1 protein-coding gene (cut by a window edge) is annotated in these 23,524 nt (G+C 73.7%); it reads right to left on the bottom strand.

What is annotated here, in order from left to right; genetic code table 11:
- A protein-coding gene (locus OG570_RS43895; protein WP_326954599.1) for a type I polyketide synthase crosses the window boundary here: on the bottom strand, positions 1–23,524 show its final stretch. It continues 23,771 nt past the right edge of the window; only the last 23,524 of its 47,295 coding nucleotides appear in the window; its start codon lies beyond the right edge, outside the window; its stop codon occupies positions 1–3.

Genomic DNA, 23,524 nt, shown 5'->3' on the forward strand with positions numbered 1-23,524 from the left:
TCAGGAGCGGCCGAGGTCCTTGTTGATGAACTCGAAGAGCTCTTCATCGGACGCGCCGTCGAAGACGCCCGCCGGGCTGTCCTCGACCTCCTCGTTATCCCACTTGGCCAGCAGGGCCTGGACGCGGACCTTGACCTTGGCGCGGGTCAGCTCGTCCGTGGCGGCCGCCGACAGCACGGCCTCCAGCCGGTCCAGCTCGCCGAACACCGACGCGACGCCGTCCTCGCCGCCCAGCTCGCGGCCCAGGTGCGCGGCCAGGTCCTGCGGGGTCGGGTAGTCGAACACCAGCGAAGCCGCCAGCTTCAGCCCGGTCCCGGCGGTCAGCCGGTTGCGGAGCTCGACCGCCGTCAGCGAGTCGAAGCCCAGCTCGGTGAACGCCCGGTCCGGCGCGACCGCCGCCGTGCCGCGGTGCCCGAGCACCAGCGCGACGTCGGTGCGGACCAGCTCCAGCAGCGTCCGCCGGCGGCCGGCCTCGTCCAGCTCCGCGAGCTTGCCGCGCAACTCGTCGCCCGTGTCGGCCTCTTCGGCAACCTCCGCCTCGAGGACCGCCCGCACCTCCGGCAGGTCCGCGATGAACGCGTTCGGCCGCAGCGCGGTGAAGCCGGGCGCGAACTTCGCCCAGTCGACGTCGGCCACCGTGACCGCCGTCTCGCCGTGGTCGACGGCCTGGGTCAGCGCCGCGACGGCCAGGTTCGGGTCGAGCGCGGGGAGGCCGCGGCGACGCAGCTGCTCCTCGTGCTCACCCTCGGCCGCCATGCCGCCGCCACCCCACGGGCCCCACGCGATCGACGTGGCCGCCAAGCCGGCCGCTCGCCGCCGCTGCGCCAGCGCGTCGAGGGCCGCGTTCGCCGCCGCGTACCCGGACTGGCCGCTGCCACCCCAGGTCGCCGCGACCGACGAGAACAGCACGAACGCGTCCAGCTCGCCGAACAGCTCGTCCAGCGCGAGTGCGCCGGTCACCTTGGCGTCCACCACGGAGGCGAACTCCGCGACGCTGCTCGCCGCGATCGGCGTGCCCTGGCTGACGCCCGCGGCGTGCACGACCGCGCGCACCGGGGAGTCCAGCCCGCCGACGAGCGCGGCCAGCGCGTCCCGGTCCCCGACGTCGCACGCGGCGACGGTGACCTCGACGCCGGTCGCGACCAGCTCGGCGCGCAGCTCCTCGGCTCCCGGCGCGGCCGGGCCACGCCGGCTGACCAGCACCAGGTGCTCGGCACCGTGCTCGGCCAGCCACCGCGCCATCCGGGCGCCGAGACCACCGGTACCGCCGGTGACCAGCACCGTGCCGCGCGGCTGCCACGGCTCGGCCGGTGTCGTGGGCAACGGTGCCCGCGCCAGCCGCCGGGCGAAGACGCCGTCGGCCCGCACCGCGAGCTGGTCCTCCACGCCGTCCCCGGCGAGCACGCCCGCCAGCAGTTCGGCGACGCGGTCGTCGAGCACCGCGGGCAGGTCGATCAGGCCACCCCAGCGGTCCGGGTGTTCCAGGGCCGCGACCCGGCCCAGGCCCCAGACCTCGGCGCCGGCGATGTCGACGTGGTCGCCGTACACCGCGTCCCGCGTGATCGTCCACAAGGGAGCGTTGATGCCTGCCGTACCGAGCGCCTGGATCAGCTCCAGGGTGCCCGCGACGCCGGTGGCGACCATGCCGTGTTCCGCGTGCGGCCGGGTGTCCACGGCCAGCAGCGAAAGCACCCCGGCCAGCGGGAGGCCGTCCTCGACGAGGTTCGCGGTGCCGCGCACCGTGCGCACTTCGGCGCCGTGTGCCCGCAGCGCCTCGACGACCTGGCCGCACCACGCGGCCTCCGTCTCGGGCAAGATCACCAGCCAGCCGCCGGTGAACAGCGGTGTCTCCGGTTCGGCCACCGCGGTCCACGACACCCGGTACCGCCAGTCGTCCAGTGTGGACAGTTCACGGCGTTGCCGTCGCCAGCCGGACAGCACCGGCAGGAGCGTGCCGAGCGACTCGCGGTCGACGCCCGCCGGGAGCGTCCCGGCCAGCTCGTCGACGTCCTCGCGCTCGACGGCCGCCCAGAACCGGTCCTCGGCGGCGTCCCGCGGCGCGGGTGCGGCCACCGGTTCCGGCCAGTAGCGCTCGCGCTGGAACGGGTACGTCGGCAGCGCGACCACCCGGCCCGGCGTGAACAGCGCCGCCCAGTCCACGGCGACGCCGTTGACGTGAGCCGCGGCCACCGCGGTGAGCAGGGCTTCCGCCTCGGGACGGCCGCGTCGCAGCGCCGGCACCACCACGGGTGTGCCGCCGTCGACCGCGGCGCAGTCCTGCGCCATCGCCGTCAGCACGCCGTCCGGACCGAGCTCGACCACAGTGGACACTCCGGCGGCGAACACCGCGCGGATGCCGTCGGCGAAGCGGACCGCCGCGCGAACGTGGCGCACCCAGTAGTCCGCCGTGCGGAACTCGTCCGCGGTGACCGGCGCACCGGTCAACGTGGACACCAGCGGCACCGTCGGCTCGTGGTAGTCGAGCCGCTGCGCGATCGCGGCGAACTCGGCCAGCATCGGCTCCATCCGCGGCGAGTGGAACGCGTGGCTGACGGTCAGCCGCTTCGTCTTGCGCCCCAGCGCGGCGAGCCGCGCCGCGACCTCGGCCACCGGCTCCTCGTCCCCGGCGATGACCACCGCGGCCGGGCCGTTGACCGCCGCGATCCCGACGACGTCCTCGAAGCCCGCCAGCAGCGGCACGACCTCTTCCTCGGACGCCTGGACCGCGACCATCGCACCGCCCGAGGGCAGCTCCTGCATCAGCCGGCCGCGCGCGGCGACCAGCTCGACGGCGTCGGCCAGGGTCAGCACCCCGGCGACGTGCGCCGCGGCCAGCTCGCCGATCGAGTGGCCGACCAGGACGTCCGGCCGGACGTCCCAGCTCGCCAGCAGCCGGAAGAGCGCCACTTCCAGGGCGAACAACGCGGGCTGGGTGTAGACCGTGCGGTCGAGCAGGTCGTTCTCGGTGAACATGACCGTCTTGAGTGGACTGTCCAACCGGGAGTCGAACGCGGCGCAGATCTCGTCGAGCGCCGCGGCGAACACCGGGTACGCGTCGTACAGCTCGCGGCCCATGCCGGCCCGCTGGCTGCCCTGCCCGGAGAAGGCGAAGGCCAGTCCGCCCGCCCGGGCCGTCCCGCTGGTGACGCCCGCCGCCGGGCCGCCGGACGCGACCGCGTCCAGCCCGGCGAGCAGTTCGTCGCGGTCGCTCGCGAGCACCACGGCGCGGTGCTCGAAGACGGACCGGGTGGTGGCCAGCGCGTAGGCCAGCTCCGCCGGTTCGCCGTCGTGCTCGCGCAGCTTCGACGCCTGCGCGGCGAGCGCGGCGGCGTCGTGGCCGGAAAGCACGACCGGGATCACAGCCGGGCCCTGCACGTCCGGCAGGGCCACGGGTTCGGGGGCCTGCTCGATGACGACGTGCGCGTTGGTGCCGCTCACGCCGAACGAGGAGACGCCGGCTCGGCGCGGGCGGCCGGTCTCCGGCCACTCGCGCGGCTCGGTCAGCAGCTCGATCGCGCCCGCCGTCCAGTCCACCTGGGACGACGGCGCGTCGACGTGCAGCGTCTTCGGGAGCTGCCCGTGCTGCATGGCCAGCACCATCTTCATCACCCCGGCCACGCCGGCGGCCGCCTGCGTGTGCCCGATGTTGGACTTCAGCGAGCCCAGCAGCAACGGCGTCTCGCGGTCCTGGCCGTAGGTCGCCAGCAGTGCCTGCGCCTCGATCGGGTCGCCCAGTTTCGTGCCGGTGCCGTGTGCCTCGACCGCGTCGACGTCCGAAGTGGACAGACCGGCCGCGGCCAGGGCCTGGCGAATCACCCGCTGCTGCGAGGGACCGTTCGGCGCCGTCAGGCCGTTGGACGCGCCGTCCTGGTTGACCGCGCTGCCGCGGACCACCGCGAGGACCGGGTGGCCGTTGCGCTGGGCGTCGGAAAGCCTTTCCAGCACGAGCATTCCGGCGCCCTCGCCCCAACCGGTGCCGTCGGCAGCCTCGGCAAAGGACTTGCAGCGGCCGTTCATCGCGAGCCCGCGTTGCCGCGAGAACTCGACGAACACGCCCGGCGTCGACGTGACGATCACGCCGCCGGCCAGCGCCAGCGAGCACTCACCGGCCCGCAGCGCCTGCGCCGCGAGGTGCAGGGCGACCAGTGAAGACGAGCACGCCGTGTCGATCGTGACCGCCGGACCCTCGAGCCCGAAGGTGTAGGACAGCCGGCCGGAGACGACGCTCGCCGCGGTGCCGGTGGCCAGGTAGCCCTCGGCTTCCTCGGTGCCGGCGAGCAGCGTGCCGTAGTCCTGGCCGCTGGTGCCGGCGAACACGCCGGTCCGGCTGCCGCGCACCGACCGCGGGTCGATCCCGGCCCGCTCGAACGCCTCCCAGGTGATCTCGAGCAGCAGGCGCTGCTGCGGGTCCATGGCCAGCGCTTCCCGCGGGCTGATTCCGAAGAACGCCGGGTCGAACTCCCCCGCACCGGCGAGGAAACCGCCTTCACGGATGTAGCACGTGCCGCTGTGGTCGGGGTCCGGGTTGTAGAGCACGGCCAGATCCCAGCCGCGGTCCGTCGGGAACGGCGTGATCGCGTCCGTGCCTTCCGACACGAGCTGCCACAGTTCTTCCGGCGTCGTGACGCCGCCGGGGAAGCGGCAGCTCATCGCGACGATGGCGATCGGGTCGTCGTCGGTCGCCGCGGGGGCGATGACGTCGTCCGCTTCGTCGCCGCGCAGGTGGGCGACGAGCACGGTCGGCGTCGGGTAGTCGAACACCAGCGTCGAGGGCAGCGTCTGCCCGGTCGCCGCGCCGACCCGCTTGGCCAGCTCGACCGCGGTCAGCGAGTCGAAGCCGAGTTCGCGGAATGGCAGGTCCGGTTCGACCTCGGCGGCCGACCGGTAGCCGAGCACGGCTGCCACTTCGGCGCGGACGAGGTCGAGCAGGGCCCGGGTGTCGCGCCGCTCCTGGCGGTCCACTGTGGACACTTCCGCCCGGCGCCGCGGGACGGTGACCAGGCCGCGCAGCATCGGCGGCACGTCACCCGTGATGCTCGCCCGCAGGGCCGGCAGATCCAGCTTGATCGGCACGAGCACGGCGTCGCTTGTGGACACCGCCGTGTCGAACAACGCCATGCCGTCCGCGACGGACAGGGCACCGATCCCGGCTTCGGCCATCCGCCGCAGGTCCGCGGCCGTGAGCCGGGCCGCCATGCTGCCGTCGCCGGACCACATGCCCCAGGCCAGCGACGTCCCGGGCCGCCCGGTGTTCCGGCGGCGCTGCATCAGTGCGTCGAGGAACACGTTCGCCGCGGCGTAGCTCGCCTGCCCGGCCCCGCCGAGGATCCCGGCGGCCGAGGAGAAGACGACGAACGCCGTCAGCTCCCGGTCGGCGGTCAGCTCGTGCAGGTGCCAGGCCGCGTCCACCTTGGGCCGCAGCACGGTGGCGACACGCTCCGGCGTCAGGGACGTCAGCACGCCGTCGTCGAGGACGCCCGCGGTGTGGACCACGGCGGTGAGGTCGGCGATCCCGTCGAGCAGGGCCGCCGCCGCGGCGCGGTCGGCGACGTCGCAGGCCACGACGTCCACCTCGGCACCCGCGGCGACCAGCTCTTCGGCCAGTTCGGCCGCGCCCGGCGCGTCGGGCCCGCGGCGGCTGGTGAGGACCAGCTTGCGCACGCCCTGGGTCGTGACCAGGTGTTTCGCCAGCTCGGCGCCCAGGGCGCCGGTGCCGCCGGTGACCAGGACCGTGCCCTCGCCGAGCGTCTTCGCTTCTTCGGGGACGGTCGCTCGCACCAGTCGCGGTGCGAACAGTTCCCCGTCGCGGGCGACCACCTGCGGTTCCCCGGTGGCAACAGCAGCGGCCACCGCGTCGGTGTCGTCGGTGTCGACCAGGACGAAGCGGCCGGGCTGCTCGGACTGCGCCGAACGGACCAGGCCCCAGACCGCGGCACCCGCCAGGTCGGCACCGGCGTCCGGCCCGGCCGCACCCCGGGTCACGACGACCAGGTTCTCGCCGGTCTGCAGCTTCGCGAGCACGTCGCCGACGATCCGGTGGACGTCCTCCGGCGACTCGCCGGCGGGCACCCGGTAGACCTCCTTCGCCTCTCCGATCGGGCCCGCTTGGACGGGCACCCAGTCGATGCGGAACAGCGAGTCGACGGTCTTGACGGACTCCGCCGGCCGCAGCGTCACCGCGTCGGCGGTGACCACAGCCGTGCCCTCCGCGTCGACCGCGTGCAGCGAAACGGTGTCGTCACCCAGGTCCGTCAGGCGGACCCGCAGGTCACGGGCGCCCGAGGCGTGCAGTGCGAACCCGGACCAGGCGACCGGCGAGAGCCCGCCGAACGCCGCGTCGAGCAGTGCCGGGTGCAGGCCGAACCGTCCCGGCTCGATGCCTTCCGGCAGCGACACCTCGACGACGTCCTCGTCCGTCCACTCGGGAATCTTCGGCAGCACGACCGCGAGCACGCCCTCGGCATGCCTTGTCCACGCGCCGCCGTCTTCCGGTCGCGAGTGGACGGTCACGGCCCGGCGGCCGGCGCCGTCCGGCTCACCGACCCACACCTGCAGCTGGAGCGCCCCGCGCTCGGGGAGCACGAGCGGCACGTCGACGGACAGCCGCTCGACCAGCCCGCAGCCCGCCTCGTCCGCGGCCCGCGAGACCAGCTCGGCGAACACCGAGCCCGGTGCCGCGCCGCCCAGGAGCTGCGTGGACAGACGCCCGGTGAGCAGGAACCCGTCACCGTCGGCCCGGGCCACCGCCGCGCGCAGCAGCGGGTGCCGGGTGGCGCCGAGGCCGGCGGCCGTGACGTCACCGCCCGCACTGGTCCGGAGCCAGAAGCGCTGCCGCTGGAAGGGATACGTCGGCAGCTCGACCCGGCGCCGGGCGGCGGTGCCGAACACCGCGGCCCAGTCCGGTTCGACGCCGTGGACGTGCGCGCCGAGCACCGCGGTCAGCAGCGCCTCGGGCTCGTCCCGGCCGGCTCGCATGGCCGGGACGAACTCGCCGTCGGCGCACGCCTGGCCCATGGCCGACAGCACGCCGTCCGGCCCCAGCTCGACGAACACCGAGACACCGCTCGCGGCGAGCGTCCGGACGCCGTCGGCGAACCGCACCGCCTCACGCACGTGCCGCACCCAGTAGTCGGCGTCGAACCCGGTGATCAGCTCACCGGTGAGGTTCGAGACGATCGGGACTGTCGGCGCCGCGTAGGACAGCGTCTCCGCCACCGCCCGGAACTCCGCCAACATCGGGTCCATCAGCGGCGAGTGGAACGCGTGGCTCACGACCAGGCGCTTCGTCTTGCGGTCACTGAACTGTGCCGCGACCGCCAGCACGGCGTCTTCCTCGCCGGAGACGACCGTCGAGTCCGGGCTGTTCAGCGCGGCGATGGTCACACGGTCTGACAGATATACCGAAACTTCCGCCTCGGTCGCCTGGATCGCCACCATCGCGCCGCCCTCGGGAAGCGCCTGCATGAGACGACCGCGTGCGGCGACCAGCGTCACGGCGTCCGCCAGCGAGAGCACCTCGGCGACGTGCGCCGCGGCCAGCTCGCCGATCGAGTGCCCGGCCAGGAAGTCCGGCTGGAACCCGAAGTGCTCGAAGAGCCGGAACAACGCCACTTCCAGGGCGAACAGGGCCGCCTGGGTGTAGCCGGTCCGGTCCAGCGGCTCGCCGTCCTCGAACAGGACCGTCCGCAACGGACGGTCGAGGTGCGCGTCGAACTCGGCGCACACCGCGTCCAGCGCGTCGGCGAAGACCGGGAACGCGTCGTACAGCTCGCGGCCCATGCCGGTCCGCTGGCTGCTCTGGCCGGTGAAGAGGAAGGCCAGCTGTCCCCGGTCGCGGGCGACCCCACGCAACACGCCGGGTGCAGTGACGTCCTCGGCCAGCGCGGTCAGCGCCGTCCGCAGGTCGTCGTGGTCGGTGGCCAGCAGGGCCGCGCGGTGGTCGAGCGCGGACCGGGTCGTGGCCAGGGCGTACCCGAAGGCGTCCAGGTCCGGCGTGTCCGAGGCGGCCAGCGAAGCCGCCTGGGCCCGCAGCGCGGCAGCCGTCCGTCCGGAAAGGACGATCGGCACCGGCAGCGGCGACTCGACCACGTCGGCCGGTTCCTCGGCGGGAACGGCTTCGATGATCGCGTGCGCGTTGGTGCCGGAGACGCCGAACGCGGACACCCCGGCCCGGCGTGGTGCGCCGGTCTCGGGCCACGGCTGGGCCGTGGTCAGCAGCTCGACCGCGCCGGCCGACCAGTCGACCTGTGTCGACGGCTCGTCGACGTGCAGGCTGGCCGGCAGCACGCCGTGCCGCATGGCCTGGACCATCTTGATCACGCCCGCGACACCGGCCGCGGACTGCGTGTGCCCGATGTTGGACTTCAGCGAACCGAGCCACAGCGGCTCGGACCGGTCCCGGCCGTAGGTCGCCAGCAGGGCTTGGGCCTCGATCGGATCGCCGAGCCGGGTGCCCGTGCCGTGCGCTTCCACCACATCGACGTCCGAAGTGGACAGTCCGGCGTTGGCCAGTGCCTGGCGGATCACCTTCTGCTGCGCGGGACCGTTGGGGGCGCTGAGGCCGTTGGACGCGCCGTCGGAGTTGACCGCGGAGCCCCGCACGACCGCCAGGACCTGGTGGCCGTGGCGCCGGGCGTCCGACAGCCGCTCCAGCAGGAGCAGGCCGACGCCTTCGGACCAGCCGGTGCCGTCCGCCGCCTCGGCGAAGGGCTTGCACCGGCCGTCGGCGGCCAGGCCGCGCTGCCGGGCGAACTCGACGAACCCGCCCGGGTCGGCCATCACGGCGACGCCGCCGGCCAGCGCCATCGAGCACTCACCGGACCGCAGGGCCTGTGCCGCCCAGTGCAGCGCGACCAGGGACGACGAACACGCCGTGTCGAGCGTGACCGCCGAACCCTCGAGCCCGTAGGAGTAGGCCAGCCGTCCGGAAAGGACACTGCCGACGTTGCCGGTCAGCATGTGACCCTCGACGCCGTCGGGCAGCTCACCGGCGCCCGCGCCGTACCCGGAGGCCGCCGCGCCGAGGAACACCCCGGTGCGGGTGCCGCGCAGGGTCCGCACGTCGATGCCGGCGCGCTCGAAGACCTCCCACGACGTCTCCAGCAGCAGCCGCTGCTGCGGATCCATCGCCAGGGCCTCGCGCGGGCTGATCCCGAACAGGCCCGGGTCGAACTCGCCGGCGTCGTGCAGGAAACCGCCTTCCTTGGTGTAGGTCGTGCCCGCGTGCTCCGGGTCCGGGTGGTAGAGCGAGTCCAGGTCCCAGCCGCGGTCGGCCGGGAACGGCCCGATCGCGTCGTCACCGGCCGCGACCAGCCGCCAGAGGTCTTCGGGCGAGCGGACGCCGCCGGGGAACCGGCAGCCCATCGCGACGATCGCGATCGGCTCGTCGGACCCGGTCGTGACGACCGCGGTCGTTGCTTCCGGCTCGGCGCCGAGCAGCTCGCCCAGCAGGAACGTGGTCAGGTCGAGGGGGGTCGGGTAGTCGAACACGAGGGTCGCGGGCAGCTTGAGCCCGGTGGCCGTGACCAGCCGGGTGCGAACCTCGACCGCCGTCACCGAGTCGAAGCCCAGCTCGCGGAACGCCCGGGCGGGCGGGACGGCGTCGGTGCCGGCGTGGCCGAGCACCGCGGCCGCCTCGGCCCGGACCAGGTCGAGCAGCACGCGCTTGCGTTCGGCCGCGGGCAGTTCGGCGAGCCGTCCGGCCAGTCCGCTGTGGACTGTTGTTGTCGTTTCGGCGTCCAAAGCGGACACTTCAGGCAGATCGGCGATCAGCGGACGCGCTCGCAGCGCGGTGAACGCGGGCGCGAACTTCGCCCAGTCCACATCGGCCACCGCGAGGAACGTCTCGTCCGCGTCGAGGGCCTGCTGCAGCACCGAGATCGCCAGCTCCGGCGCCATCGGCCGCAGCCCGCGCCGGCGCATCTGCTCGCCGGCCTCGCCTTCGGCCATGCCGCCTTCGGCCCACGCGCCCCACGCCACCGAGGTGGCCTTGGCTCCGCGGGCGCGGCGCTGCTCGGCGAAGGCGTCGAGGAAGGCGTTGGCCGCGGCGTACGCGCCCTGGCCACCGCCGCCCCAGACCCCGGCGTTGGAGGAGAAGAGCACAAACGCGTCCAGCTCGGTATCCGCGAGCGCGCGGTCGAGGTTGACCGCGCCCGCGACCTTCGCGGCCGCGTTGACCGCGAGGTCGGCGGGGCCGGTCTCGGCCAGCGGCGGCGAGACCCCGACACCCGCGGCGTGCAGCACCGCGGTGAACCGGTACTCGGCGGTCAGGCGCCGCACCGCCTCGAAGTCGGCGACGTCGCACGGGTCGACGGTGACCTGGGCGCCGAGCCCGGTCAGCTCCTCGACCAGCTCCTTTGCGCCAGGCGAGTCGAGACCGCGACGACTGGTGAGCACCAGGTGCTCGGCGCCGTGCCGGGCCAGCCAGCGCGCGATCTGCGCACCGACCGCGCCGGTGCCGCCGGTGACGAGCACCGTGCCACGCGGGGTCCAGCCGGTGATCGCCGGGCGCTCGGCCAGCGGGGCGCGCACCAGGCGGCGGGCGAAGACGCCGGACGGGCGCACCGCCAGCTGGTCCTCGTCGCTGTTGCCGGCCAGTACCGCGGCCACCCGGGCCGAGGCCCGCGGGTCGAGGTCTTCCGGCAGGTCGAGCAGGCCACCCCAGCGTTCGGGGTGCTCCAGCCCGGCGACCCGGCCGAGGCCCCAGACCTGCGCCTGGACAGCCGAGGTCAGCCGGTCGGACCGGCCTGCGGAGACAGCGCCGCGGGTGGCGAGCCAGAGCGGAGCCGCGACGCCGTCCAGCGCACGGATCAGTGCGGCGGTCAGCGCGAGCCCGGCCGGGACGACGGGGTGCCCGGGGTCGGGCAGCTCGTCGAGGGCCAGGAGGGACAACACACCGCGGAACTGCAGCGGCTCAACACCGGCGCCTGACTCGGCACCGTCGGCGGCCGAGGTGACCGCATCGCCCTCCGAACTGCTGTCAGCGATCAGCTCACCCAAGGCAGCCGGGGTGCCCGGCCGAGCACCGTGGGCAGCCAACAGCGCCGCCAGTTGCTCAGCCGACGTGCCCGGTTCCACCGGGACCACGTGCGGCTGAGCGCCGTGGGTGGTCAGCAGTGCGGTGACTGCCTCGATCTCGGCGTGCGCGCCGGCCGGGACCGGCACCAGCCAGTCACCGTCCAGGTCCGCGGCCTCGAAGTCCAAAGCGGTCCACGCGATCCGGTACCGCCACTTGTCCACAGTGGACTTGTCGCGGCGGTTGCGTCGCCAAGTCGACAACACGGGCAGTGCGGCCCGCAGTGTCTCCTCGTCGGTGCCGTCGATCTCCAACGCGGCCGCGACCGCGACCGGGTCGTCGCTGTCGACGGCGTCCCAGAAGGAGCTGTCGGCGAAGCCGTCACCCGTGATGACCGTGTCGGCGAGTTCCGGCCAGAAGCGGCTGCGCTGGAAGGCGTAGGTCGGCAGGTCGATCCGCCGGCCTCCGCTGAACACGGTGTCCCACGCCACCCGCGCGCCGCCCGTGTGGGCCTGGGCCAGCGAGGTGAGCACCCGGGTGAAGCCGCCCTGGTCGCGGCGCAGGGTGCCGGTGACCGTCGCCGGGACACCCGCGTCCTCGAGGATGTCCTGCAGGCCGGTGGCGACCACCGGGTGCGGGCTGACCTCGACGAACACGTCGTGGCCGTGGCCGGCCATGGCCTCGATCGCGTCGGTGAAGCGCACCGTCTGGCGCAGGTTCCGGTACCAGTACCCGGCGTCGAGGCCGGAATCGATCAGCGAGCCGGTCACCGTGGAGTAGAACGGGATCTCCGCCGGGCGCGGGCGCACCGGGGCGAGCACCTCCAGGAGTTCCGTCTCCAGGGACGCGACGTGCGCCGAGTGGGACGCGTAGTCCACCGGGATCCGCTTGGCCCGGATCTCCTGCTCCTCGCAGCGGGCGAGGAACTCGTCCAAGGCGTCGGCGTCACCCGAGACCACGGTCGCCCGCGGCCCGTTGACGACGGCGATCGAGATTCGGTCGCCCCACGGTTCGATGGCCGCCGTGACCTCGGCCGGCGGGAGCGGCACGGAGACCATGCCACCGCGTCCGGCCAGCGCGAGGATCGCCTTGCTGCGCAACGCGACCACCAGCGCACCGTCCTCAAGGGACAGTGCACCCGCGACGACCGCCGCGGCGATCTCGCCCTGCGAGTGGCCGACCACCGCGGCCGGTTCGACGCCGTGGTGGCGCCAGACCGCGGCCAGCGAGACCATCATCGCCCACAGCGCGGGCTGGACGACGTCGACGCGTTCCAGGGGTTCCGCCGCACGCAGAACGTCCAGCAGGGACCAGTCGACGAACGGCGCCAGCGCCTCGGCGCAGTCGGCCATCCGCGCGGCGAAGACCGGTGAGGTCTCCAGCAGCTCGACGGCCATCCGCGGCCACTGCGAACCCTGGCCCGGGAAGACGAACGCGACCTTCCCGGTGCCCGCCAGGCCGTGCACGGCGTTGGCGGGCTCCCCCGCGGCCAGCGCGGCGAGACCGGTGCGGGCCTCGACGGCGTCCCGCGCGAACAGGACGCTCCGGTGCTCCATCCGGTGGCGGCACTGAATCAGCGAAAGTGCCACGTCGGTCAGGCGCGGCGGGTCCACCTCGAACAGTTCGAGCAGACGACCCGCCTGGGCGCGGACGCCGTCGGCGGTTTTCGCCGAGAGCACCAGCGGGGCCAGGACGTCCTCACCCGCGGCGACCTCTGCGGAAGCCGGTGCCTGCTCGATGATCGTGTGCGCGTTGGTACCGCTGAACCCGAACGACGACACCGCCGCGCGACGCGGCCGATCCACCGACGGCCAGGGCCGGGCCTCGGTGAGCAGTTCCACCGCGCCCGCGGTCCAGTCGATGTGCCCCGACGGCTCGGAGACGTGCAGTGTCTTCGGCAGCGTGCCGTGCCGCATCGCCATGACCATCTTGATGATGCCGCCGACACCGGCCGCGGCCTGGCTGTGGCCGAGGTTCGACTTCAGCGAGCCGAGCCACAGCGGGTCACCGGCGCGGTCGGCGCCGTAGGTGGCCAGCAGTGCCTGTGCTTCGATCGGGTCGCCGAGTGACGTCCCGGTGCCGTGCGCCTCGACGACGTCGACGTCCGAAGTGGACAGACCGGCGTCGGCGAGGGCCTGGCGGATCACGCGTTGCTGCGACGGACCGTTCGGCGCGGTCAAGCCGTTGGACGCGCCATCCTGGTTGATCGCGGTGCCGCGCACGACGGCGAGCACGGGGTGCCCGTTGCGCTGGGCGTCGGAGAGACGCTCCAGCAGGATCATGCCGGCGCCTTCGGCCCAGCCGGTGCCGTCGGCGTCCGCGGAGAACGCCTTGCAGCGACCGTCCGGCGAAAGCCCGCGCTGCTTGCTGAACTCGATGAACGCGGCGGGCGTCGACATCACCGTGACGCCACCGGCCAGGGCCATCGTGCACTCGCCGTTGCGCAGGGCCTGCGCCGCGAGGTGCAGCGCCACCAGCGACGACGAGCACGCCGTGTCGATCGTGACCGCCGGGCCCTCGAGTCCGAAGTGGTAGGACAGGCGGCCGGTGACGACGCTGCCCGAGTTGCCGGTGCCGAGGTGCCCGGCGACGTCGTCCTTCGAACGTTCGAGAAGGCTGACGTAGTCGTGGTACATCAGGCCGGCGAACACGCCGGTCCGGCTGCCGCGAATTGACTCCGCCGGGATCCCGGCCCGCTCGAAGACCTCCCACGACGTCTCCAGCAGCATCCGCTGCTGCGGGTCCATGGCCAGGGCTTCACGCGGGCTGATCCCGAAGAACTCGGGGTCGAACTCGGTGACGTCGCGCAGGAATCCGCCGTGGCGGGTGTAGCTCGTGCCCGGGCGCGTCGAGTCGGGGTCGTACAGCGCGTCGAGGTCCCAGCCGCGGTCCGCGGGCATCGGGCCGATCGCGTCCTGTTCGGACTCGACCAGTGCCCACAGCTGCTCGGGACTGGTGATGCCACCCGGGAAACGGCAGCTCATCGCCACGATGGCGATCGGCTCGTCGTCCCTTGTGGTCACTTCCGCGACGGCCTGCTCTTCCGTGCCGAACAGGCGTCCGACGATCTCTTCGGCCAGCGCCGACGGCGTCGGGTGGTCGAAGATCAGCGTCGCGGGCAGCCGCAGCCCGGTGGCCGCGTTGAGCCGGTTGCGCAGCTCGATCGCGGTCAGCGAGTCGAAGCCCAGCTCGGTGAACGCCCTGGTCGCGCCGACGGCGGCGGCCGAGGCGAACCCGAGCACCATCGCGACCTCGTCGCGGACCAGGTCGAGGATCCCGTCCTGACTCAGCCGCGAGCCGGTCACGGCGACCGCGGTCCGCCGGAGCGGGGCGGTCACCAGGCCGCGCAGCAGCGGCGGCACCTGGCCGGACGCCCGCACGGCGGCGAGGTCCAGCCGGATCGGCACCAGCACGGCGTCCTCCGTGGACAGACCGGCGCCGAACAGCGCGAGACCGTCCTCGGTGGACAGTGCCGCGACACCCGCGCCGGCGAGCCGGCCCAGGTCCGTGTCGCCCAAGTGCCCGGCCATGCTCGTGCCGGTCGCCCACAGGCCCCACGCGAGCGACGTCGCGGGCAGCCCGGCCGCTCGGCGCTGGGTGGCCAGTGCGTCGAGGAAAGCGTTTGCGGCGGCGTAGTTGCCCTGCCCCGCGCCGCCGAACACGCCGGCCGCGGAGGAGAACAGGACAAACGCGTCGAGGTCGGCAGTCAGCTCGTGGAGGTTCCACGCGGCGTCGACCTTCGGCCGCAGCACCCCGTCGAGACGCTCGGGCGTCAGCGACGACAGCACTCCGTCGTCGAGGACGCCGGCCGCGTGCACCACGGCCTTGAGGTCGGTGATCCCGGCCAGCAGCGCGGCCAGGGCGTCGCGGTCGGCCGCGTCGCAGGCCACGACGTCGACCTCGGCACCGGCGCTGACCAGGGCGTTCCGCAACTCCGAGGCACCTGGGGCGTCCGGACCACGACGGCTGGTCAGCACCAACCGGCGCACGCCGCACTCGGTGACCAGGTAGTCGGCCACGGCGGCGCCGAGCGCGCCGGTGCCGCCGGTGAGCAGGACCGTGCCGTCGGTGGTGAACGCCGGTGCGGACACCGTCGCCCGGGCCAGCCGCGGCGCGTACAGCTTGCCGTCGCGGACCGTCACCTCGGGCTCGCCGGACGTCAGCGCGGCCCGCAGGTCCTCGGGTCCGGCTTCGACGTCCAGGCTGACCAGCGCGAACCGGTCCGGGTGCTCGGTACGGGCCGAGCGGACCAGGCCGTGTACCGCGGCCGCGGCGAGGCTGTCGCCCCGCGTGACGACCGCGAGCCGCGCGTCTTCCGGCTTGGTCAGCCAGTCCTGCAGGACGGCCAGGACGCGGTGGGTGGCCGCACGGACGTCATCCGGCGTGTCGCCGGTGCCGGCCTGGTCGTACACCTCCCAGTCTGCCGTGGACTGTCCACCCGGGACTTCTACCTGGTGGTCGATCCGGAACAGCGATTCGGGCCGCTTCGCGAGGTCCTCCATCGCCATCGGGCGCAGCACCAGCGACTCGGCCGACACCACGACCGCGCCGGACTCGTCGGCGGCAGTCAGGGACACCGCTTCCGGGCCGGCCTTCGCCAGCCGGACCCGCAGCGTGCGGGCCCCTTCGGCGTGCAGGCCGACACCCGCCCACGAGAACGGCAGGCGCGCCCGGTCGTCGTCGAGCAGGTCACCCAGGCCGACCGCGTGCAGGGCCGCGTCGAGCAGCGCCGGGTGCACACCGAAGCCGGCCACCTCGACGTCCTCGGGCAGGCTGACCTCGGCGAACACCTCGCCGTCACGGCGCCAAGCCGCGGTCAGGCCCTGGAACGCCGGGCCGTAGCCGAAGCCGGCGGCGGCCAGGTCGTCGTACCGCGAGCCGACCTCGACCGACTGAGCGGCGGGGGGCCACTCGGCGAGCGTCTCGGGGACCTCGGGGGCGTCGGCGGCGATAAGGCCACCGACGTTGCGGGTCCACGGCAGGTCGGCCGCGTCCTCGGCCCGCGAGTACAGCGTCAGCTCGCGACGCCCGGCCGCGTCCGCCGCGCCGACCCACACCTGGATCTGCACCGCGCCGCGTTCCGGGAGCACCAGCGGGGCCTCGATGGTCAGTTCCTCGACCTGCCGGCACCCGGCGAGGTCGGCCGCGCGCACCGCGAGTTCGACGAACGCCGTGCCCGGCACGAGGATCGCGCCGGCCACCGCGTGCTCGGCGAGCCACGGGTGAGTCTGCGTGGACAGCCGGCCGGTGAGCAGGAACCCGTCACCGTCGGCCCGGCTCACGGCCGCGCCCAGCAGCGGGTGCTCCGCCGCGCCCAGGCCGAGACCGGTGGCGTCGCCCGTGGCGTTGCCCGGCCGCGGCCAGTACCGCACACGCTGGAACGGGTAGGTCGGCAGGTCGACCTGCGCGGCCACCGGGTACAGGGCCGTCCAGTCGACGGTCGTGCCGTGGACGTGGGCCTCGGCCAGCGCCGTGACCAGGGTGTCCGGCTCAGGACGGCCCTTGCGCAGCGCGGGCGCGAAGGTCGCGTCCGGCAGGATCTCGCGGCCGAGCGCGGACAGCACGCCGTCCGGGCCCAGCTCGACGAACGTCGTGACACCGGCGGCTTCCAGGGTCCGGATCGCGTCGGTGAACCGGACGGGGTTGCGGACCTGGGCGACCCAGTAGTCCGGCGTGGCCGGCTCGGCCGTCCCGCCGGTGGTGACGAGCGGGATACGCGGCTCGTGGTAGGTCACCGTTTCGGCGACGGCACGGAAGTCGTCCAGCATCGCGTCCATGTGGGATGAGTGGAACGCGTGGCTCACCGTGAGCCGCTTGGTCTTGCGGTCCTTGAACTGTGCCACGAGGGCCAGCACGGCGTCTTCGTCGCCGGAGACCACTGTGGACTCGTCGCCGTTGAGGGCCGCGACGCTCACGCGGTCGGTCAGCAACGGCGTGATCTCGGCTTCGGTCGCCTGGATCGCGACCATCGCGCCGCCGGCCGGGAGCGCCTGCATGAGGCGACCCCGGGCGGAGACCAGCCGCACCGCGTCGGCCAGCGAGAACACCCCGGCCGCGTGGGCGGCCGCCAGCTCGCCGATCGAGTGCCCGGCCAGCGTGCCGGGCGTGACGCCGAAGTGCTCGAAGAGCCGGAACAACGCCACTTCCAGCGCGAACAGGTTCGCCTGGGCGTACTGCGTCTCGTCGACGTCACCGCCGTCGAGGTCGAAGTCGAACTCGGCCCGCACCGCGTCGAACGCCGCGGCGAACACCGGGAACGCCTGGTACAGCTCGCGGCCCATGCCGGCCCGCTGGCTGCCCTGACCGGTGAAGAGGAACGCCGTACCGCCGTCGGTGGCTTCACCGGTGACGGCACCGGAGAGCCCTTCCAGACCGGCCGGGTCGAGGACGACCGCGCGGTGCTCGAACAGCGAGCGCCGGGTAACGAGCGCCGAACCCAGCTCGGCGACGTCCACTGTGGTCAGCGCCGTGCGCAGACGTTCGGCCTGTTCCCGCAAGGCTTCCGGCGTCCGCGCCGAGAAGACCAGCGGGGTGACGACCGGGGTCTCGACCGTCAGCGGGGCGCTTTCCGGGGCCTGCTCGATGATCACGTGGGCGTTGGTGCCACTGAACCCGAACGACGACACGCCGGCCCGGCGGATCCGGCCGGTGACCGGCCAGTCCCGCGTCTCGGTCAGCAGCTCGACCGCGCCGGAGGCCCAGTCGACGTGCGGCGACGGTTCGGTGATGTGCAGTGTCTTCGGCAGGACGCCGTTGCGCAGTGCCTGCACCATCTTGATCACGCCGCCGACACCCGCGGCCGCCTGGCTGTGGCCGATGTTGGACTTGAGCGAACCCAGCCACAGCGGGTCACCCGCACGCTCGACACCGTAGGTCGCGAGCAGCGCCTGCGCCTCGATCGGGTCGCCCAGCGACGTGCCCGTGCCGTGCGCTTCCACCGCGTCGACGTCCGAAGTGGACAGACCGGCGTCGGCCAACGCTTGACGGATCACGCGTTGCTGCGACGGGCCGTTCGGCGCCGTCAAGCCGTTGGACGCACCGTCCTGGTTGATCGCGCTGCCGCGGACTACTGCGAGCACGGGGTGGCCGTTGCGCTGGGCGTCGGAGAGGCGCTCCAGCAGGATCATGCCCGCGCCCTCGGACCAGCCCGTGCCGTCGGCGTCCGCGGAGAACGCCTTGCAGCGGCCGTCGGCCGAAAGCCCGCGCTGGCGCGAGAACTCCAGGAACGCGCCGGGCGTGGCCATCACCGTGGCACCGCCCGCGAGGGCCATCGTGCACTCGCCGTGGCGGAGTGCCTGGACCGCCCAGTGCAGGGCGACCAGCGAAGACGAGCACGCGGTGTCGATGGTCACCGCCGGGCCTTCGAGCCCGAAGGTGTAGGACACGCGGCCGGAGGCGACGCTGCCCGCGTTGCCGGTGCCGAGGTGGCCGACGTAGTCCTCCGGCGCGGCCTCGAGGAGGTTGGCGTAGTCGTGGTACATGATCCCGGCGAACACGCCGGTCCGGCTGCCGCGCAACGCTTCCGGCGCGATGCCGGCCCGTTCGATGGCCTCCCACGACGTCTCCAGCAGCAACCGGTGCTGCGGGTCCATCGTCACCGCTTCACGCGGCGAGATGCCGAAGAACTCGGGGTCGAAGTTCGCCGCGTCGCGCAGGAACCCGCCCTCGCGGGCGTAGCTCGTGCCGACGTGATCGGGGTCCGGGTGGTACAGCCCTTCGACGTCCCAGCCGCGGTCGATGGGGAACGGCGTCATGCCGTCCACTCCCCCGGCGACCAGGTCCCACAGCTCTTCCGGGGTCGTGACGCCACCGGGGAACCGGCAGCTCATCGCGACGATGGCGATCGGCTCGTCGACGGCCAGCACAGTATTGACCTCGGCCGGACCGTCCACTCCGAACAGTTCGCCCGCGAGGTACGCGGCGAGCGCGTCCGGCGTCGGGTAGTCGAAGATCAGCGTGGCGGGCAGCCGCAGGCCGGTCGCCGTGTGCAGCTTGTTGCGCAGCTCGATCGCGGTCAGCGAGTCGAAGCCCAGCTCGGTGAACGTCCGGGCCGCGCCGACTGCGTCCGCCGAAGCGAACGCGAGCACCTGCGCGACCTCGGTGCGGACCAGATCGGACAACGCTCGTTCACGCTCGGCCGCGGCCAGCGCGCCGAGCCGCTGCTCCAGCGACGCGGTGACGGTCGAGACCGCCGCCCGCCGCTTCGACGCGGGCACCAGCCCCCGCAGCAACGACGGTACGGCGCCCCGGGCCCGGACCGCAGTCAGGTCCAGCCGCACCGGAACGAGCGCAGCGTCCCCTGTGGACAGTGCCGCGTCGAACAGCGTCAGACCGTCCTCCGTGGACAGCGCGCCGATGCCTGCGGCGGACATCCGCCGCAGGTCGGCGTCGGCCAGGTCCGCGGCCATGCTGTCGGCGCCGGCCCACAGGCCCCACGCCAGCGAGGTCGCGGCCTGCCCGGCCGCGTGCCGGCGGTGCGCCAACGCGTCCAGGTAGGCGTTCGCGGCCGAGTAGCTGCCCTGGCCCGCGCCGCCGAACACCCCGGAGGCCGAGGAGAACAACACGAACAGGGAGGCGTCACCGGCCAGCTCGTGGAGGTTCCACGCGGCGTCGACCTTCGGCCGCAGCACCGCGTCGACGCGCTCGGGGGTGAGCGACGCCAGCACGCCGTCGTCGAGGACTCCGGCCGCGTGCACGACGCCGGTCACCGGGTGCTCGGCCAGCAGCGCGACCAGGGCGTCCCGGTCCGCGACGTCGCAGGCCGCGACGGTCACGTCCGCACCGAGTTCGGTCAGCTCGGCGGTCAGGTCGGAGAGGGAGTCCGCGGTGGCGGACCGGCTGACCAGCAGCAGGTGCCGCGCGCCGCGCTCGGCGAGCCGGCGGGCGAAGACCGCGCCGAGCGCGCCCGTCGCGCCGGTGACCAGCACCGTTCCGTCGAACGTCGCGGGCTCGTGGTCCGCGACGGCGGCCCGCGCCAGCCGCGGCGCGAGCACTGCTCCGCCGCGAACGGCGAGTTGCGGTTCGCCGGAGGTGAGGATCCCCGGCAGTTCGGCCAGGTCGGCCGTCGTGTCGAGGTCGATCAGCGTGAACCGGCCGGGCTGCTCGGCCTGGGCACCGCGGACCAGACCCCACACCGCGGCACCGGCGAGGTCCGGCACGTCGCCGTCCAGCACCGCGGCCGCGCCGCGGGTGACGACGGCCAGCCGGCTGTCCGGATCGGACTGCTGGAGCGCGTCGAGCACGAGGTGGACCGCCGCGCGGACCTCGTCCGGCGTCTCACCTTGCGGCACCAGCAGAACCGGGGTGTCCGGGTCGGACTCGGCCGGCACGGCGACGGTCGTCCAGTCCACTGTGTACAGCGACTGGCGGACGACGTCGTCTGCCGGGAGGCCCGAAACCGGGCGCAGGGAAAGCGCTTCAACCGACAGCACCGGCTCGCCGGTGGTGTCGGCGGCGTGCACGGACACCGCGTCGGTGCCCGCGGCCGCCAGGCGGACCCGCAGCGTGCGGGCGCCGGTGGCGTGCAGCTCGATGCCGGTCCAGCTGAACGGCAGCCGCGCCGTCCCGGTGTCCTCGACGAACGCGCCGAGTCCGACCCCGTGCAGGGCCGCGTCGAACAGCGCCGGGTGCAGGCCGAACCCGGTGACGTCGGTGTCTTCCGGCAGCGTGACCTCGGCGAACACCTCGCCGTCACGTCGCCAGGCCGTGGTCAGGCCCTGGAAGACCGGGCCGTAGCCGAGCCCGCCGGCCAGCAGGCCTTCGTAGAGCGCGGAGACGTCGACCGGTTCGGCACCGGACGGCGGCCACTCGGCCGCGAACGGCGTCCCCGCCCCGGCGCCGGGGGCCAGCTCACCGGTGGCGTGACGCACCCAGGGTGCGTCGCCGGTGCGGGAGTGCACGACGAGCGAACGGTGGCCCGACTCGTCTTCGGCACCGAGCGAGACCTGCACGACGACGCCGTCGGCCGGGACGACCAGCGGTGCCTCGAGGACGAGTTCCTCGACGCGGTCGCAGCCGGCCGGTTCGCCGGCGTGCAGCGCGAGGTCGGCGAAGGCCGTGCCGGGCAGCACGACGACGTCGCGCACGGTGTGCTCGGCCAGCCACGGGTGGGTCTTGAGCGAGAGCCGGCCGGTGAGCAGGAACCCGCCGTCGTCAGCCCGGGCGACGGCCGCGCCCAGCAGCGGGTGGTCCGCCGCGCCGAGGCCGGCCGCGGTCAGGTCGCCCGTGCGGGTGCCCGGCTTCGGCCAGTACAGCTCGCGCTGGAAGGCGTAGGTCGGCAGGTCGACGTGCTGCCCAGCACCGCCGAGGACAGCGGTCCAGTCGACGTCGGCGCCGTGGGCGTGGGCGGTCCCGAGCGCGGTGACCGCGGTGAGTGCCTCCGGCCGGCCCTTGCGCAGGGCCGGGACGAAGGTCGCGTCGGGGACGATCTCCTGGCCGAGCGCGGACAGCACGCCGTCGGGGCCCAGCTCGACGAACGTCGTGACGCCCCGGGCCGCGGCCGTGCGGACGCCGTCGAGGAAGCGCACGGCCTCCCGGACGTGCCGCACCCAGTAGTCCGCGTCGAACTCGGTCACCAGCTCGCCGGTCACGTTCGAGACGATCGGTATAACCGTCTGACCGTAAGACAGAGACTCAGCTATACCGCGGAACTCGTCGAGCATCGGGTCCATCAGTGGCGAGTGGAACGCGTGGCTCACCTTCAGCCGCTTCGTCTTGCGGCCCTTGAACTTCCGGGCGACCGTCCGCACCGCCTTCTCGACGCCGGAGATCACGGTCGAGTCCGGGCCGTTGAGCGCGGCGATGCTCACCGCGTCCGAGAGGCGTGGCGTGATCTCGTCCTCGGTGGCCTGGATCGCCACCATCGCGCCGCCTTCCGGCAGCGCCTGCATGAGCCGGCCGCGCGCCGACACCAGCGTCACCGCGTCGGTCAGGGACAGGACGCCCGCGACGTGCGCGGCCGCCAGCTCGCCGATCGAGTGGCCGACCAGCACGTCCGGGCGCAGGCCCCACGACTCGTAGAGCCGGAACAGCGCGACTTCCAGGGCGAACAGGGTCGCCTGGGTGTACTGCGTCCGGTCGATCTCCGTGCTGTCGAGGTCCAGGTCGAACTCGGCGCGGATCGCGTCGAAGGCCGCCGCGAACACCGGGTACGTCTCGTACAGCTCGCGGCCCATACCGAGCCGCTGGCTGCCCTGGCCGGTGAACAGGAACGCCGTCCCGCCCGTCCCGGCTTCGACGGCTTCGGCCGTCGACAGGCCGGTCAGCAGGTCGTCGGCGCTGGCGCCGGTGATCACCGCCCGGTGCTCGAACCGGGTGCGGACGTGCAGCGAGGCCGCGACGTCCGCCGGGTCGAACCCGGCCGTCAGGTGCTCGCGCAGCCGCGTGGCCTGCTCGGTCAGCGCGGCCGGCGACTTGGCCGACAGCACCAGCGGGACCACCGCCGGTGCCGGGACCTGCGGTTTCGGCGCGGGTTCCGGGGCCTGCTCGATGATCGCGTGTGCGTTGGTGCCGCTGAACCCGAACGACGACACCGCCGCGCGGCGCGCCCGTCCGGTCACCGGCCAGGCTCGCGCCTCGGTCAGCAGCTCGACGGCGCCCGACGCCCAGTCGACGTGCGGCGACGGCTCGTCGGCGTGCAAGGTCTTGGGCAGTTCGCCGCTGCGCAGCGCCATGACCATCTTGATCACGCCGCCGACACCCGCGGCCGCCTGGCTGTGGCCGATGTTCGACTTGAGCGAGCCGAGCCACAGCGGGTCGCCGGTGCGCTCGGCGCCGTAGGTCGCGAGCAGCGCCTGCGCCTCGATCGGGTCGCCCAGCGACGTCCCCGTGCCGTGCGCCTCGACGACGTCCACATCGGACGGTGCGAGACCCGCGTTGGCCAGCGCCTGCCGGATCACCCGTTGCTGTGACGGACCGTTCGGCGCGGTCAGGCCGTTCGACGCGCCGTCCTGGTTGATGGCGCTGCCGCGCACGACCGCCAGCACCGGGTGGCCGTTGCGCTGGGCGTCGGAGAGGCGCTCCAGCAGGATCATGCCCGCGCCTTCGGACCAGCCCGTGCCGTCGGCGTCCGCGGAGAACGCCTTGCAGCGGCCGTCGGCGGCGAGGCCGCGCTGGCGGGAGAACTCGATGAACGCGTTCGGCGTCGCCATGACCGTCACGCCACCGGCGAGCGCCATGGTGCATTCGCCGTTGCGCAGCGCCTGAAGCGCCCAGTGCAAAGCGACCAAAGAGGACGAACAGGCAGTGTCCACAGTGACCGCCGGGCCCTCGAGCCCGAAGGTGTAGGCGACCCGGCCGGAGGCGATGCTGCCCGCGTTGCCGGTGCCGAGGTGGCCTTCGTAGTCCTCGTCCGCGCCGTCGAGCAGCGCGGAGTAGTCGTGGTACATCACGCCGGCGAAGACGCCGGTCTTGCTGCCGCGCAACGCTTCCGGCGCGATGCCGACACGTTCGAAGGCCTCCCAGGACGTCTCCAGCAGCAGCCGGTGCTGCGGGTCCATCGTGACGGCCTCA

This window comes from Amycolatopsis sp. NBC_01286 (genome assembly GCF_035982555.1).
GTDB lineage: Bacteria > Actinomycetota > Actinomycetes > Mycobacteriales > Pseudonocardiaceae > Amycolatopsis.